This is a genomic window from Helicobacter pylori oki112 (assembly GCF_000600085.1).
GTDB lineage: Bacteria > Campylobacterota > Campylobacteria > Campylobacterales > Helicobacteraceae > Helicobacter > Helicobacter pylori_CY.
In genome coordinates, this window is record NZ_CP006821.1 from 199641 (window position 1) to 215892 (window position 16252).

The 16252-nt window shown below is 39.4% G+C and carries 18 protein-coding genes and 1 pseudogene; 15 read left to right on the forward strand and 4 right to left on the reverse strand.

The window, feature by feature from the left end; translation table 11 throughout:
- Positions 1-10 precede the first annotated feature (10 nt).
- The gene (locus HPOKI112_RS00950) at positions 11-997 is read right to left on the reverse strand and encodes an adenine-specific DNA glycosylase (RefSeq protein ID WP_025309587.1); all 987 of its coding nucleotides are present in this window, start codon (positions 995-997) and stop codon (positions 11-13) included.
- Positions 998-2446: a DASS family sodium-coupled anion symporter gene (locus HPOKI112_RS00955; RefSeq protein WP_025309588.1), complete on the reverse strand. Its 1449-nt coding sequence runs from the start codon at positions 2444-2446 to the stop codon at positions 998-1000.
- 169 nt (positions 2447-2615) lie between these two features.
- Between HPOKI112_RS00955 and ccoN the strand changes: the two genes are divergently transcribed.
- The 8 genes from ccoN (at position 2616) to HPOKI112_RS00995 (ending at position 8257) form a co-directional block, all read left to right on the forward strand.
- The gene (gene ccoN, locus HPOKI112_RS00960) at positions 2616-4082 is read left to right on the forward strand and encodes a cytochrome-c oxidase, cbb3-type subunit I (RefSeq protein ID WP_025275555.1); all 1467 of its coding nucleotides are present in this window, start codon (positions 2616-2618) and stop codon (positions 4080-4082) included.
- 12 nt (positions 4083-4094) lie between these two features.
- Positions 4095-4793 carry a cytochrome-c oxidase, cbb3-type subunit II gene (ccoO, locus tag HPOKI112_RS00965; RefSeq protein WP_001847092.1) on the forward strand — a complete coding sequence of 233 codons (699 nt, stop codon included), beginning with the start codon at positions 4095-4097 and terminating at the stop codon, positions 4791-4793.
- Between the two features lie 10 nt (positions 4794-4803).
- On the forward strand, positions 4804-5022 hold the full coding sequence (locus HPOKI112_RS00970) for a cytochrome c oxidase, cbb3-type, CcoQ subunit (protein ID WP_001876875.1): 219 nt from the start codon (positions 4804-4806) through the stop codon (positions 5020-5022).
- Between the two features lies 1 nt (position 5023).
- The gene (gene ccoP / locus HPOKI112_RS00975) at positions 5024-5902 is read left to right on the forward strand and encodes a cytochrome-c oxidase, cbb3-type subunit III (RefSeq protein ID WP_000346803.1); all 879 of its coding nucleotides are present in this window, start codon (positions 5024-5026) and stop codon (positions 5900-5902) included.
- Between the two features lie 10 nt (positions 5903-5912).
- Entirely contained in the window at positions 5913-6119 is a 207-nt protein-coding gene (locus HPOKI112_RS00980) for a DUF4006 family protein (RefSeq protein ID WP_000670506.1), read from the forward strand.
- A 100-nt stretch (positions 6120-6219) separates the two neighbouring features.
- Complete coding sequence (locus HPOKI112_RS00985; RefSeq protein WP_025275556.1) at positions 6220-6807, forward strand: hypothetical protein; 588 nt, start codon at positions 6220-6222, stop codon at positions 6805-6807.
- Positions 6808-6819: 12 nt separating this feature from the next.
- On the forward strand, positions 6820-7401 hold the full coding sequence (locus HPOKI112_RS00990; protein WP_025275557.1) for a hypothetical protein: 582 nt from the start codon (positions 6820-6822) through the stop codon (positions 7399-7401).
- A gap of 88 nt (positions 7402-7489) precedes the next feature.
- Entirely contained in the window at positions 7490-8257 is a 768-nt protein-coding gene (locus tag HPOKI112_RS00995; RefSeq protein ID WP_025276625.1) for a hypothetical protein, read from the forward strand.
- Here the strand turns inward: HPOKI112_RS00995 and HPOKI112_RS01000 are convergent.
- Positions 8254-9117 carry a menaquinone biosynthesis family protein gene (locus HPOKI112_RS01000; RefSeq protein ID WP_025275559.1) on the reverse strand — a complete coding sequence of 288 codons (864 nt, stop codon included), beginning with the start codon at positions 9115-9117 and terminating at the stop codon, positions 8254-8256. The two genes, HPOKI112_RS00995 and HPOKI112_RS01000, sit on opposite strands and share 4 nt — an antisense overlap.
- 98 nt (positions 9118-9215) lie before the next feature.
- Here HPOKI112_RS01000 and recA point away from each other — a divergent pair, with 98 nt between their 5' ends.
- From recA to HPOKI112_RS01030, 6 genes are read left to right on the forward strand one after another with little or no spacing between them, the layout of a single operon-like run.
- Positions 9216-10259, forward strand: coding sequence for a recombinase RecA (recA, locus tag HPOKI112_RS01005; RefSeq protein WP_000952097.1), 1044 nt, complete (start codon positions 9216-9218; stop codon positions 10257-10259).
- Between the two features lie 11 nt (positions 10260-10270).
- Entirely contained in the window at positions 10271-11551 is a 1281-nt protein-coding gene (eno, locus tag HPOKI112_RS01010) for a phosphopyruvate hydratase (protein WP_000955622.1), read from the forward strand.
- Positions 11544-11819, forward strand: coding sequence for a hypothetical protein (locus HPOKI112_RS01015; RefSeq protein ID WP_000146233.1), 276 nt, complete (start codon positions 11544-11546; stop codon positions 11817-11819). Before eno ends, HPOKI112_RS01015 begins: the two co-directional genes overlap by 8 nt.
- 17 nt (positions 11820-11836) lie before the next feature.
- Entirely contained in the window at positions 11837-12433 is a 597-nt protein-coding gene (locus HPOKI112_RS01020) for an AMIN domain-containing protein (protein WP_025309589.1), read from the forward strand.
- 4 nt (positions 12434-12437) lie between these two features.
- Entirely contained in the window at positions 12438-12926 is a 489-nt protein-coding gene (locus HPOKI112_RS01025; protein WP_025275564.1) for a shikimate kinase, read from the forward strand.
- A 21-nt stretch (positions 12927-12947) separates the two neighbouring features.
- Positions 12948-13904 (forward strand): PDC sensor domain-containing protein, encoded by a 957-nt coding sequence (locus tag HPOKI112_RS01030; RefSeq protein WP_000952277.1) that lies wholly within the window; start codon positions 12948-12950, stop codon positions 13902-13904.
- Here the strand turns inward: HPOKI112_RS01030 and rfaJ are convergent.
- Positions 13901-15005: pseudogene (gene rfaJ / locus HPOKI112_RS01035) on the reverse strand (HP0159 family lipopolysaccharide 1,6-glucosyltransferase). The gene HPOKI112_RS01030 and the pseudogene rfaJ overlap by 4 nt on opposite strands.
- 151 nt (positions 15006-15156) lie before the next feature.
- On the opposite strand from rfaJ, the gene hcpD reads away from it, so the two are divergent.
- A complete protein-coding gene (gene hcpD / locus HPOKI112_RS01040; RefSeq protein WP_025309590.1) occupies positions 15157-16077 on the forward strand; it encodes a Sel1-like repeat protein HcpD in 921 nt (306 codons plus the stop codon).
- Positions 16078-16252: the final 175 nt, after the last annotated feature.

Here is a 16252-nt window from a genome sequence, read left to right on the forward strand (position 1 = left end):
TTGGCAGGGTTTAACCCCCAAATAAATTTTTTTGTTTTAAAAAATTCAAGATTTTAAGCGTCATAGAGCTTATGGGTAAAGTTTCTAAGTCTTTAAGGCTATAAAAACGAACGGGGCTTTTTAGATCCTTTATTGCAGCTGAATAGAGGTTTAAATTGAGCTTGAATTTAGTGTGGCTGTGTTTGATGGTGCCTAAAAAGGGGAGTTTGTATTCTAAATTTTCTTTTAAGTCGGGGAAATGGTGCATCCCCAAATAGAGTTTTTGCTCTATTTTTTCTAAAGCGATTTGGTTATTTTGGACCACAACGCCCAAGTAACGCTCTTCTTGAATGATTGCTTGTTTTTTCTTAAGCGTGTGTTTTTCTAGGTGGTTTTTACCTAAACAATAAGGATTGAAAGGGCAAATCGCACATTTGGGTTTAGGGGAGCAGATTAAAGCCCCTAGATCAATTAGGGCTTGGTTATGATTAAAGCTTTCATTAAGATTGAGAAAGTCATTCGCCTTAATTTGTAAGTCTTTAGCGTGGATATTAGGATCCAAACCAAAAAGCCTTAAAAGCACTCGTTTAATATTAGCATCCACGCATGCGCTCTTTTCTCTAAAGCCAAAACACAAGATCGCATTAGCCGTGTATGCACCAATTCCTGGGAGTTTCAATAGGCCTTGATAATCATTGGGTAATTGTGAGTTATGTTCTTTAACGCAAATTTCAGTGCTTTTTTTTAAATTTTTAGCCCTTGAATAATAGCCAAGCCCTCTCCAAAGCAATAAAACCTCCTCTAATTGAGCGTTCGCTAAGTCTTTTAAAGTGGGGAAAGCTTCTAAAAAAGGGGAATAAAAACGCTCAATTACCGTGTTGATTTGGGTTTGTTGGCTCATCACTTCGCTGATATAGACTTCATAAGGAGCGTTAATGCCCTTTAAATTCCTAAAAGGTAAACCTTTGCGCCCAAATTCTTCATACCATTTTAAAAGGGCGTTGTGTAAAGTTTCCAACTACAACCACCTGTAAGCGATGAATTTGACCCAAGGTGTGCACACGCTTAAAAACACGATTAAATACAAAAAGCCAAAAATAAACCCCCATTTCCAAAAATCCTTGCTTGGAATATACCCGCTCCCGTAATAAATGGTGGATGGGCCTGTGCCATAGGGCGTTAAAATCCCCATAATCCCTAAAGAAAGCATTAAAAACAAGCTCAATTCTTGCAAATTGACCCCTTGAAGGTGCGAACCAATCCCTACAAAAAGCGCGAATAACGCGCTCACATGAGCGGTGATGCTTGCGAAAAAATAATGCGACAGATAAAAGAGAGCTACAATAAACAATACCGCTATTAACGGATCCAAGTGAGCATGCTCTAAAAAATTTTGAGCCGCATTGCCGATAAAATTTAAAAACCCTACATTTTTAAGCCCGCCAGCCATCGTGAGCAGCGATCCAAGCAATAAAAAAATATTGAACGCGCTCTTGTTTTTAATGATGTCTTCATAGCTTACAATCTTACAAAACACCATTAAAACCATGACAATCAAAGCCGTCGCGCTCGCATGCAAGCCTAAAGGTTTGCCAAAAATCCAACCCAATAAAGCCAATAAAGTGAGGCTGAGCATTAAAATTTCTTTTAAAGAAAACCTCCCCATGCCCTCTAATTCTTTTTTGGCCCACAAAATCACTTCTTTTGAGCCTTTTAAGGTGGGTTTGCAGATTTTATACGCTAATAAAGGCACAAGCAGGATCAAAACCACCCCACAAGGCAAGAACGCTAAAAACCACGAAAACCATGAGATTTCATTCACGCCCATTTTGGCAGCGATTTCCATTGCTAGGGGGTTAGGAGCGAGCGCGGTTAAAAACATGGACGAAGTGATGCAAGTTGAAGCCAAAGCGACCCACATCAAATATGCGCCGATTTTGTCAGGGTTATTATTGGGAGCAGAACCAATTAAAGGCGGGATAGATGAAACGATTGGATAGAGTATACCCCCACTTCTAGCGGAGTTGCTAGGGATAAAGGGGGCTAGACACAATTCGCTCAAGCTGATCGCATAGCCTAAACCTAAAGGGGTTTGCCCTAAAAACCTAATCAATAAAAGAGCGATCCGTTTCCCTAACAAGCTTTTTTCATACCCTAAACCCAAAATAAAAGCGACAAACACAAGCCACACCGTTTTATTCGCATACCCGCTCAAACCCCATGAAATAGCCTTATTAGCGCTCGCTACCTCATCGCTCGCTCCAATTTTTAACGCTATACACAGCACTAACGCGCTCAACGCTATCAAACCTGATGGCACCGGCTCTAAAACTAGCCCTATAATCATGCCCATGAAAATACAAAAATAAAGCCATGCGTTAGGGTTTAGCCCATCCGGTGCGCCTAAAAAATACAACAGCGTTGCGATAAAAAAAGGGGCAAGAATGATGAGGGTTTGTTTAGTCATGTTTAACCTTTAGCCAAAGATAGTAGCAATTTGGCTTAAAAATGCCATTCAAATGGGATTGAGTTATTACAATGTTACAGAAAAAGATTAAAAATTAAGCTTTTTGAAAAAGATAAAATTTTATAATTATGTTTATCTTTGTTGAATTTACTACAAATAGGAGTATTGCATGCAAGAAAATGTGCCTTTGAGTTATGATTATTCCATTAGCAAATTGTTTCTTTATGCGATGGTTGCATTTGGGATAATAGGCATGTTAATAGGGATCGTGTTAGCCTTTGAATTGTCTTTCCCTAACTTGAATTACATTGCAGGGGAGTATGGCGTTTTTGGCCGCTTACGCCCTTTACACACGAATGCGGTGATCTATGGATTCACTCTTGGGGGGATTTGGGCGAGTTGGTATTATATCGGTCAAAGGGTGCTTAAAATCACTTATTACCAACACCCCTTTTTGAAAATTGTAGGGTTATTGCATTTTTGGCTTTGGATTATTCTTTTAATTCTAGGGGTCATTAGCTTGTTTGCTGGTCTTACTCAATCTAAAGAATACGCTGAATTGATGTGGCCTTTAGATATTATTGTGGTTGTGGCATGGGTGCTATGGGGGGTTAATATGTTTGGGAGCATGAGCGTTAGGAGAGAGAATACCATTTATGTGTCTTTATGGTATTACATCGCTACTTATGTGGGTATAGCGGTGATGTATATCTTCAATAACCTTTCTGTCCCCACTTATTTTGTCGCTGATATGGGGAGTGTTTGGCATTCTATTTCTATGTATTCAGGCAGTAATGATGCGCTCATTCAATGGTGGTGGGGGCATAATGCGGTCGCTTTTGTCTTTACGAGTGGGGTGATTGGCACGATTTATTATTTCTTGCCTAAAGAGAGCGGTCAGCCTATCTTTTCTTACAAACTCACTTTGTTTTCTTTCTGGAGCTTGATGTTTGTTTATATTTGGGCAGGCGGGCACCACTTGATTTATTCCACTGTGCCTGATTGGGTGCAAACCCTTTCTAGCGTGTTTTCAGTGGTGTTAATCTTGCCTTCGTGGGGGACAGCTATTAACATGCTTTTAACGATGCGAGGGCAATGGCACCAGCTCAAAGAAAGCCCTTTGATCAAATTCTTAGTTTTAGCTTCAACTTTCTACATGCTTTCCACTTTAGAAGGCTCTATTCAAGCTATCAAAAGCGTGAACGCCTTAGCGCATTTTACCGATTGGATCATTGGGCATGTGCATGACGGCGTGCTTGGTTGGGTAGGCTTCACTTTAATCGCGAGCATGTATCACATGACGCCTAGGCTTTTCAAAAGAGAGATTTATTCAGGCAGGATTGTGGATTTCCAATTTTGGATCATGACTTTAGGGATTGTGCTTTATTTTTCGTCCATGTGGATTGCAGGGATCACGCAAGGGATGATGTGGAGGGATGTGGATCAGTATGGGAATCTCACTTACCAATTCATTGACACGGTTAAGGTGTTAATCCCTTATTACAATATTAGAGGCGTTGGGGGTCTTATGTATTTTATTGGATTTATTATTTTTGCCTACAATATTTTTATGACAATCACAGCAGGCAAAAAATTAGAGCGTGAGCCCAATTACGCCACGCCTATGTCTCGATAGGGGAGGTTGGAGATGTTTAGTTTTTTAGAGAAAAACCCGTTCTTTTTCACTCTTGCGTTTATTTTTGTGTTTGCGATCGCGGGCTTGGTGGAGATTTTGCCTAACTTCTTCAAATCCGCTCGCCCGATTGAAGGCTTACGGCCTTATACGGTTTTAGAGACAGCGGGGAGGCAAATTTATATCCAAGAAGGTTGTTATCATTGCCATTCCCAGCTTATTCGCCCTTTCCAAGCTGAGGTGGATCGATATGGCGCGTATAGTTTGAGTGGGGAATATGCGTATGATAGGCCATTTTTATGGGGTTCTAAAAGGATTGGCCCTGATTTGCACAGGGTGGGGGATTATCGCACAACCGATTGGCATGAAAAGCACATGTTTGATCCTAAAAGCGTTGTGCCGCACAGCATCATGCCCGCTTATAAGCATTTATTTACAAAAAAGAGCGATTTTGACACCGCCTATGCAGAAGCTTTGACGCAAAAAAAGGTTTTTGGCGTGCCTTATGACACCGAAAACGGCGTGAAATTAGGGAGCGTAGAAGAAGCGAAAAAAGCCTATTTAGAAGAAGCTAAAAAAATCACAGCCGACATGAAAGACAAGAGGGTGCTAGACGCCATTCAAAGAGGTGAAGTGTTAGAAATTGTGGCTTTGATCGCTTATTTGAATAGCTTGGGTAATTCCAGGATCAACGCTAATCAAAACGCTAAATAAGGGGTGAGTGATGGATTTAGAAAGTTTGAGAGGTTTTGCGTATGCGTTTTTCACCATTCTTTTTACGCTCTTTTTGTACGCTTATATTTTTAGCATGTATAGAAAGCAAAAAAAGGGCATCGTGGATTATGAGCGATACGGGTATTTAGCGTTAAATGATGCTTTAGAAGATGAGTTGATTGAACCACGCCATAAAGAAGTTCATGATAAGGGCATAAAGGAAAGTTGAAATGGATTTTTTAAACGACCATATAAATGTTTTTGGCTTGATTGCAGCGCTTGTGATTTTAGTTTTAACCATCTATGAATCCAGTTCGCTCATTAAAGAAATGCGCGACAGCAAATCTCAAGGTGAGCTTATAGGAAACGGGCATTTGATTGATGGGATAGGGGAGTTCGCCAATAATGTGCCAGTAGGCTGGATCGCAAGCTTTATGTGCACGATTGTGTGGGCTTTTTGGTATTTTTTCTTTGGGTATCCGCTGAATAGCTTTTCTCAAATCGGGCAATACAATGAAGAGGTTAAAGCGCACAACCAAAAATTTGAGGCCAAATGGAAGCATTTGGGTCAAAAGGAATTGGTGGATATGGGGCAAGGCATCTTTTTAGTCCATTGTTCGCAATGCCATGGAATCACTGCTGAGGGCTTGCATGGGAGCGCTCAAAATCTGGTGCGTTGGGGTAAAGAAGAGGGCATTATGGACACCATTAAGCATGGCTCTAAAGGCATGGATTATCTCGCTGGGGAAATGCCCGCTATGGAATTAGACGAAAAAGACGCTAAAGCGATCGCAAGCTATGTGATGGCAGAAATTTCTAGCGTTAAAAAGACGAAAAACCCTCAACTCATTGATAAAGGCAAGGAATTGTTTGAAAGCATGGGTTGCACAGGCTGTCATGGCAATGATGGTAAGGGCTTGCAAGAAAATCAAGTGTTTGCAGCCGATTTGACCGCTTACGGCACAGAGAATTTTTTGAGAAATATCTTAACGCATGGCAAAAAGGGCAATATAGGGCATATGCCATCATTCAAGTATAAAAACTTTAGCGATTTACAAGTTAAAGCGTTAGCCGAATTTATCCAATCGCTAAAACCCTTAGAAGATTAAAGGAAAAGAGATGAAATTTTTAAACGGATTAGCAGGGAATTTACTGATTGTGGTTATTTTATTGTGTGTGGCCGTTTTTTTTACGCTCAAAGCGATCCATATCCAAAAAGAGCAAGCCACCAATTATTACCGCTATAAGGATATTAACGCTTTAGAGACAAAAAACACCCAAAACCGGGCTAACTATGAATTAGTCAATCAAGGGAGTAAAAAATGAAATTCACCACTTTGGAAAAAATCTTAGCCTTAATGGTAGTAGCGACCATTTTAATGACAATTATTATTTCTTTTGTGCCTAACTTGTTTTTGTTTAGCACATGAGGATCTTATGGCTTGTAATAGCCTTTGTTTGTTGTTTGGGGGCTAATGAGTCCTATGTTTTTAATAACGCTAAAGGGCGTTTGGTAGAAAAAAGCGTTGCGTTTGTGGAGGGCGTTTCTAAAGAGCTTTATCTTAAAACAGGCGTGCGTTTTGCGATTGATATGACGGATTTTGAAAAAAATCCTATCGCTTTGGCGGATAAAAAGGAACGCCAAAAGTATCAAGAGGGCTTTTTAAAACAGCTCAAACCCCCTTTTGTGGTATTCTTTTTCTACCATGACGCTCAAAAAATAGAATTAGTGGCTAACCCTAAAGATTTGTTAGACACTGATAAAATCTTTTTTGAAAAAATCGCTCCCTTACTCCCCACAAACGCTAAAGAATACACGCCCCAAAGGATTTCAGCCATGCTTATTAACGGCTATTCGGTCGCAGTAGATGCTTTAGCGGAAAAATATCATGTGAATATCGCGCAGAATTTTAACGCTCCTAAGGGAGTAACTTTTGTAAAGGTGATCATTTATATTTTGTTATTGACGCTTTTGGGCGCGTTTTTGGGGCTTTATTTTTTTAAAAAATCTTAAGAGGGAAAATCAATGAAAGAAAAAAATTTTTGGCCTTTAGGGATCATGAGCGTGCTTATTCTTGGGCTTGGGATCGTGGTGTTTTTGGTGGTGTTTGCCCTAAAAAATTCGCCTAAAAACGATTTAGTGTATTTTAAGGGTCATAACGAAGTGGATTTAAACTTTAACGCTATGCTTAAAACCTATGAAAACTTTAAATCCAATTATCGTTTTTTAGTGGGTTTAAAGCCCCTTACTAAAAGCCCTAAAACCCCCATTTTGCCCTATTTTTCTAAAGGCACGCATGGGGATAAAAAACTCCAAGAAACCCTTTTAAACAACGCTTTGATTTTGGAAAAATCCAACACGCTTTATGCGCAATTGCAACCGCTCAAACCCGCTTTAGATCCGCCAAATATTCAAGTGTATTTAGCGTTTTATCCCAGCCCATCACAGCCCAGATTATTAGGGACGCTTGATTGTAGAAGCGCATGCGAACCTTTAAAATTTGATTTGTTAAAGAGCGACAAAATGGGGCGTTATAAGATCCTTTTTAAATTTGTTTTTAAAAATAAAGAAGAATTGATTTTGGAGCAACTGGCTTTTTTAAAGTAGTGCGTTTAAAAAATGCCTTTAGCGTTTTTTATTAACACTCAATCATTAAAAAAGCCTGAATTTTCTATCCAAAGGATATAATAAGGTTATGGGTTTTTTAAAAGTTTTTAAACATGATGCTTTGGGGCAATTAGGGAATGTTGTTGTGGGGAATTTCTTAATAACGCTCACTATTTTAGCGGTTTGTTTTTCCTCTCAAAACGCTGAAGAAACGACCATGCTCACCCTAAGCTACACGCTCTTTTTTGTCTTGGGGGCGTTTTTACTGATTGCAATCAGTGTGGGAGCGATCAAAAATCTCAACGCGCTTTTTTCTAAAAGGGGGGTTTTAAGCTTTTCTTTACCCGTTAGTTTAGAGTCTTTATTGCTCCCTAAAATCTTGCTCCCTATGGTGTTTTTTATTTTCAGTTTGTTCTGGTTTGTGGCGAGCGTGCGTTTGGGCTATTCTCTTTTTAACGCGCAATCCAGTGTGCTGTTTATCTTGCACACCGCTTTAAAAACCTTTGTGTTAAAACCCACTAAAACTATAGGCGTTGCACTGTTTTTAGGGCTTGTTTTAATGAAATTTTTATTTGTTTTGAGCGTTTTAAACGCTGCTAGGATCAAAAAAGCGCGTTTTTTACTAGGGGGGCTGTTATTCATTCTTGTGGGGGTTATTTTGGAATTAGCGTTTAATTCGTTACTGCCCTTAATGAGCTCTAGTTTAAGCATTAATGAGGGATTTTATTATTTCTTGCAACAACAAGAATTGCAAGAAAACAAATACTACCTTTTATGGGGGGTGGATTTTTTAAAAATCCTTTTATTATATGGGATGATCCGTTACTTGCTTATGCATAAACTAGAATTGGATTAAGAAAAACGGTATTTTAAATATTCATCAGTGAGCAAGCAATCTTTAGTCTTTAACAAACTGGCATAAAACCCATGCTGATAGCCCAATTCAAAAAGCTTGTCTATGGCGAGAATTTGAATCTCGCTTAAGTGCGTTGAAGTTTCATTCGCATACAAGCTTAAATAGGTTTGTAGCTGCTCTTTATTGACACGAATGAGCGAGCGCTCTAACAGCATTTCAGAGAGTAAATTTTGATGTTTTAGCGCGACTTCAACCGCTTTAATCAAAGCCTTTTTAATCAAAATCGCGCGATACAAAGGGATAGAGCGCCTAATCGCCATGCCCCCTAAAGGCAGGGGCAAATCCACTTTAATGAGTTCTTTCCAAACATCCCACAATTCTTTTTCCACTTCTAATTCATTATGGAAATCCAAAATATTTTCATGGATCAATACGCCTGCATGCACTTTTTCTTCCAAAACCGCTTTTTCAATGTCTAAAAAATTCATATAAGCGATGCGTGCATGTTTGTAATAGATCTTAAACAAGAGAGCGTTGGTGGTGTGCTCCCCACTGAGTGCGACTCTAAAATCTTTTTTCAATTTCACGCCCTTTTTTTTCACTAATTTAGGCCCATAGCCATTCCCAAAGCTTGTCGCTGTAGGGAGCAAGGCGTAGTCGTTCGCAATTTTAGGGTATAGCCCAAAGCTGATTGCGCTCACATCATAAGTGTTTTTTAGGGCTTCTTGGTTTAGGGTTTCAATATCCAAAGCAATATTGTGGAATGTTTTATTCTTAATGGGGCAATCTATCCAGCCAAACTTAATCGCATAATACATGAAAATATCATCAGCATCAGGGCTATGAGCGACACTAATCAAAGTAAAATCCTTTTGTGATAGGGTAAGTCCTTTTATTATAATAGATTTTAGGCTAGGATTTGATAGAATAAACAAATCAAATTCAATAAGGTAATTTAATGGCAATAGATGAAGACAAACAAAAAGCGATTTCTTTAGCGATCAAACAAATTGATAAGGTTTTTGGTAAGGGGGCGTTGGTGCGCCTTGGGGATAAGCAAGTAGAAAAGATTGACGCTATTTCTACAGGCTCGTTAGGGTTGGATCTGGCTTTAGGGATTGGGGGCGTTCCAAAGGGTAGGATCATTGAAATTTATGGGCCAGAGTCAAGCGGGAAGACCACTCTAAGTTTGCATATTATTGCAGAATGCCAAAAAAATGGCGGCGTGTGCGCGTTCATTGACGCTGAGCATGCCCTAGATGTGCATTACGCTAAGAGATTGGGCGTGGATACGGAAAATCTACTCGTTTCCCAACCTGATACAGGCGAGCAAGCTTTAGAGATTTTAGAAACGATCACCAGAAGCGGAGGGATTGATTTAGTGGTGGTGGATTCCGTAGCGGCTCTTACGCCTAAAGCGGAGATTGATGGGGATATGGGCGATCAGCATGTGGGCTTGCAAGCAAGGCTTATGAGCCATGCGTTAAGAAAAATCACCGGTGTTTTGCACAAGATGAACACTACTTTAATTTTTATCAATCAAATCAGGATGAAGATTGGCATGATGGGTTATGGGAGTCCAGAGACCACAACCGGAGGTAATGCTTTAAAATTCTATGCGAGCGTTAGGATTGATATTAGAAGGATTGCGGCTTTAAAACAAAACGAACAACATATCGGTAACAGAGCTAAAGCCAAAGTGGTTAAAAATAAAGTCGCTCCGCCCTTTAGAGAAGCGGAATTTGACATCATGTTTGGGGAAGGGATTTCTAAAGAGGGCGAAATCATTGATTATGGCGTGAAATTAGACATTGTGGATAAGAGTGGGGCATGGCTTAGCTACCAGGATAAAAAGCTAGGGCAAGGCCGAGAAAACGCTAAAGCCTTACTCAAAGAAGACAAAGCCCTAGCGGATGAAATCACTCTTAAGATTAAAGAGAGTATTGGCTCTAATGAAGAGATCATGCCCTTACCGGATGAGCCTTTAGAAGAAATGGAATAGAAAGGATTTTGATGCTAACCATTAAAGATATTCATGCTTTAGAAGTGATGGATAGTAGGGGCAATCCTACCATTCAAGCCAGCGTGATTTTAAGCGATAACACTAAAGCGAGTGCGATTGTGCCTAGCGGGGCGAGCACCGGTAAAAGGGAAGCGTTAGAATTAAGGGATAATGACAAAACCCGTTTTTTGGGTAAAGGGGTCTTAAGGGCATGCGAAAATGTCAATAGCGTGATCAAACACCATTTAATAGGGCTTGAAGCGATCAATCAAGCCTTTGTAGATGAGAGGTTAAGGGCTTTAGACGGCACGCCTAATTACGCTAATTTAGGGGCGAACGCTGTTTTGGGCGTTTCTATGGCGTTAGCAAGGGCTAGCGCAAAGGCTTTAAATCTGCCATTATACCGCTATTTAGGGGGGGCTAACGCTTTGACTTTGCCTGTGCCGATGCTCAATATCATCAACGGCGGAACGCATGCGAATAATTCCATAGACTTTCAAGAATACATGATCATGCCTTTAGGGTTTGAGAGTTTTAAAGAAGCCTTAAGAGCGAGCGCGGAAGTCTATCACACGCTTAAAAAACTTTTAGATGGGAAGAATCAACTCACAAGCGTGGGCGATGAGGGGGGTTTTGCACCTAATTTTAACAACAATGTAGAACCCCTTGAAGTCATTTCTCAAGCCATTGAAAAAGCCGGCTATAAATTAGGCGAAGAAATAGCGCTCGCTTTAGATGTAGCGAGCAGCGAGTTGGTGGATGAAAATTTCAATTACCATTTAAAGGGTGAAAATAAGATTCTAGATTCGCATGAATTAGTGGCTTATTATAAAAAGTTGGTGGCAAAATACCCGATTGTGTCTATTGAAGATGGTTTGAGCGAAGACGATTGGGAGGGTTGGGCGTTTTTAAGCAAGGAATTAGGGCGTCAAATCCAGTTAGTGGGCGATGATTTGTTTGTAACGAACGCAAGCCTCTTGCAAAAAGGCATTGAAAAAAACATCGCAAACGCCATTTTGATCAAACCCAATCAAATCGGCACCATTAGTGAGACTTTAGAGACCATAAGATTAGCCAAACACCATGCCTATCAATGCGTGATGAGCCATAGAAGCGGGGAGAGTGAGGACAGCTTTATCGCTGATTTTGCAGTCGCATTGAATACGGGAGAGATTAAAACCGGATCCACCGCAAGGAGTGAAAGGATCGCCAAATACAACCGCCTTTTAGAGATTGAGCATGAATTAAAAGGGGGGATTTATATCGGTAAAGAGTTGTTTAAGCATGGCTAGTGGCCTTTTTGAAAACGATAAAATCAAAGACAACAAAGCGCGAGATTTTTTCTATAGTCATAGCTCCCTTATTGTCTTTTTCCTTTTACTGCTTGGGTTTGGGTATTATTTAGGGAAGTTGCTTTTTGGGGGCTCTTCTTTAGAAGTTTATTTGGATTTAAGGGACAAGCATGAACGATTGCAACAAGAAATCACCGAATTGCAAAGCAAGAATGTGCGTTTGCAAAAGCGTTTGTTTGAGTTGAAGGAATTACGGCCTAGAGATTAGATTTAAGGAAAATGGTAGTGTTAAAAAAGATGATAGGTTTGGTGGTGGTTTTAAGCGTTTTATTGGCTAGAGACAACCCTTTTGAGTCTGAAATCAATTCCAAGAATTTGCAAGGGGGCTTTAATGGGATCTATGATAGTTATTTTAAAGAAATCCATATGGATTTGCCCACGAGCGCTAGGATTTTAAAACAAATCACGCTCACTTACCAGGATATTGATGGCTCTATCCATTCTAAAGTCGTGGGCATTGATAAAAGCATTGATTGGCACTACCCCTTAAAGCTCTCCCAACACACCCTTAATCAAGCCTCCTTTGAAAAACGCTACCAGATCCAAGATTTTGATTTTTTAATGGCAAACAACACGATGATTTTGCGTTCCCCTTATAAAATTTTGCGCTCTTTTGTGCTAGTCAATCCTTATAGAATCGTGTTAGACATGCAAAAAGGCCCTTTGGATATTTATCAAAATAGGGATTTAAACCAGAAATTTTTTTCTCACATTAAAGTCGGCACGCACAAAGATTATTACCGCATCACGCTCATTTTAGACGGGAAATACCGCTATCTTTTGGAAGAAAAAAACGGGGCGTATGAATTAAAATTGAAATAAAAGCATGCAGCATTTAGTCTTAATCGGTTTTATGGGGAGCGGTAAAAGCTCTTTAGCACAAGAATTGGGGCTTGCTTTGAAATTGGAAGTGTTGGATACGGATATGATCATTAGCGAGAGGGTGGGCTTGAGCGTGAGAGAAATTTTTGAAGAGCTTGGCGAAGACAATTTCAGGATGTTTGAAAAAAATTTGATTGATGAATTAAAAACGCTCAAAACCCCCCATGTTATTTCTACCGGTGGGGGCATTGTGATGCATGATAACCTTAAGGGTTTAGGCACAACTTTTTATCTCAAAATGGATTTTGAGACCTTGATTAAGCGTTTGAATCAAAAAGAAAGAGAAAAACGCCCCCTTTTGAACGATCTCACTCAAGCCAAAGAGCTTTTTGAAAAACGCCAAGCCCTCTATGAAAAAAACGCCTCCTTTATCATTGATTCAAGGGGTGGTTTAAATAATTCTTTAAAACAAGTGCTACAATTCATCGCATAAATTTTTTTTAAAGGCCTTTTGATGTTAAGTAGAGACATTGTCCAATATTCCAAGATCCGCACCGAGTTATACGCTTATCTTACCTATTTGTTTTCGCACAATATCCGCAACCATCTCCCTGAAATCACTTTGGATTATTTAAACAAACAGATTAGAAAAATGCATGCTGAAATCAAAATGGCAAAAAGTTTTTTTGTGTTAGACGCTAAGGGCATGCTCATTCTTAAGCCAAGCCAACTTAAAGAGCAGGGGCATAAGGAAGGGATATTAGAGCATGATTTAACAGAAGGGATTGAATTAGAATCGCATGCCAACTTTAGCGATAAGTATTATTTTTATCAAGCCGTGAGTGAAAAGCGTTGCATTTTAACCGACCCCTATCCTTCTAAAAAAGGAAACCATTTGGTAGTGAGCGCGTCTTACCCGGTGTATGATCAAAATAACGATTTGGCGTTTGTGGTGTGCTTGCAAATCCCTTTGAGGGTGGCGATTGAAATCAGCTCGCCTTCAAAGTATTTTAGGACCTTTAGCGAAGGGAGCATGGTCATGTATTTTATGATTTCTATCATGCTCACTTTAGTGTCGTTGCTTTTATTTGTGAAATGCATTTCTAGTTTTTGGACAGCGATTGTCAATTTCAGCAGTTTTGACATTAAAGAAGTGTTCCACCCCATTGTGCTTTTAACTCTAGCTTTAGCCACCTTTGATCTGGTCAAGGCGATTTTTGAAGAGGAAGTTTTGGGTAAAAATAGCGGGGACAACCACCATGCGATCCACCGCACGATGATCAGGTTTTTAGGCTCTATCATTATCGCATTAGCCATTGAAGCGTTAATGTTGGTGTTTAAATTCAGCGTGAGCGAACCGGATAAAATCACTTATGCGGTGTATTTGGCTGTTGGTGTGGCAGTGCTTTTGATCAGTTTAGCGATTTATGTTAAATTCGCTTATAGCGTGTTGCCCAAACGAGAACGCTAAGAGTTAAAAAATTTTTCTTTTAAGCGTTTGAAAATCCTATTCAATCTAAAAAAGACATATTCTAAAAGGGTTTTTTTTATTGAGTAGGGGGACAAGAAATTCAAAGGTTTTTTGTTTGTCTTTAAGGCTTAAAAATTCTGTCATTTGCTTAAGGAATTTCACGGAATATTCAGCATAAAAAGGGGTTTTTAAAAGAGTCTCATGCCATTCTTTAGAATACGAAAAAGTAGGTAAAACCCAAGGTTTTCCTGTAAAATAAAAATGCAGCATGACGATTTCTTTTTTGTCAGGGATGAAGCGTTTTTGATTGGCCATGAAAGGGTGGGCGTTGTAAATATAAGGTAATTGTAAAACTTTTTGATAGCATGCGAGCGTTAAAAGATCCTGTTCAGGGCAAAACACGCACTGGCCTTTTTGATGGGCTAAGTTCAATAAGTGCTCTTCTAAATGATCAGCACGCCACAGCTTTAGATTCATGATTAAAAACCCAACATTATAGTGGTTTTCACAAATGATTTTTATGTCTTTTTCTTTAAGGTAATGCTCATAGAGAGAAAATTTTTGGCGAGGCTCTCTCTCCCTTTCTGTTTGGAAATGTTTAAGGCTTTTAGGAGAAGAAAAATCTTTAGCCGCTCCAAAATAATAAGAATCTAGCGGGATAAAAAAACTCTCGCTCACATCATTTAAAAACAAAGTGTCCGCATCAAACATGATGATTTTGTCGTATTGCGGGAATAAAGAAGCCAAAAACAAACGGCACATGACCATTTTAGAAAAGCGAGTCTTAGCGTAAATATTGAGTTGCAAAAAAGCTTCATGGATTTTATTAATCACAGAGGGTTCTACTGAAGGGGTGTAAAGATTAGGGATTGAAATATCTAAAAAATCCACGCTAATAAAAGCGCTAAAGGGGGCTAGAGTCTCTTTTAGTTTGTGCTGGTTTTCAAGGCTTAAGTTATCCACAAGGCAGTGGATTTTATAAAAAAGTTTTTTATCATGGTGTTCTGTTTTAGTGCAAGCTAGCATGGAATACAAGCTCACGCCAGCCGGGATGGCATAATGATTGTCAAAAGCGATGGCAATAGGAATAATAATGCTCATTTTAAGTGGTTTTCCTAAAATAGGTTTTTAATTAAATTTAATCCAAAGTTGAATTTATTTTTTGACAATATTATACTATAATAACCAATTAGATTGGGGTTTTACTGATTTTTCTTTGTGTGAGCCTTGGCTTAGTTTTGTAAGGAATGAGATGATAAAGAGTTGGACTAAAAAGTGGGTTTTGATTTTATTTTTAATGGCAAGTTGTTCCAGTTATTTGGTGGCTACAACCGGTGAGAAATATTTTAAGATGGCTAATCAAGCCCTTAAGAGAGGGGATTACCATAAAGCGGTGGCTTTTTATAAGAGGAGCTGTAATTTAAGGGTGGGGGTTGGTTGCACGAGTTTGGGCTCTATGTATGAAGATGGCGATAGCGTGGATCAGGATATTCCAAAAGCCGTTTTTTATTACAGAAGAGGGTGCAATTTAAGGAATCATCTCGCTTGTGCGAGTTTAGGCTCTATGTATGAAGATGGCAATGGCGTTCAAAAAAATCTTCCAAAGGCTCTCTATTATTATAGGAGAGGGTGCCACTTAAAGGGTGGGGTGAGTTGCGGGAGTTTGGGTTTTATGTATTTTAATGGCACGGGCGTTAAGCAAAATTATGCCAAAGCCCTTTCTCTTTCTAAATACGCTTGCAGTTTGAGTTACGGCATTAGTTGTAACTTTGTAGGGTATATGTATAGGAACGCCAAAGGCGTAGAGAAGGATTTGAAAAAAGCCCTTGCGAATTTTAAAAGAGGGTGCCATTTAAAAGACGGAGCGAGCTGTGTGAGCTTGGGATACATGTATGAAGTCGGTATGGATGTCAGACAAAATGGAGAGCAAGCCTTGAATCTTTATAAGAAGGGTTGTTATTTAAAAAGGGGGAGCGGTTGTCATAATGTGGCGGTGATGTATTACACCGGTAAGGGCACTCCAAAGGATTTAGATAAAGCCATTTCGTATTATAAGAAAGGTTGCACTCTAGGCTTTAGTGGTAGCTGTAAGGTATTAGAAGAAGTGATTGGCAAGAAGTCTGATGATTTGCAAGATGACGCGCAAAACGACACGCAAGATGATACGCAATAAGCCAGAGTTTAGGGGCTAATGATTAAAACTCATCTTATAGAAATCTTTCTATTTTCTTGTTATCAAATAGGGATTAAGCGTCTCTATTGATGGGCATTGAGATTAAAAATCTGCAAATCTAGGGTTTGGATTTGTTCTCATGTTGGTAATAAAAACACTCAAAGGCGTTTTAAAA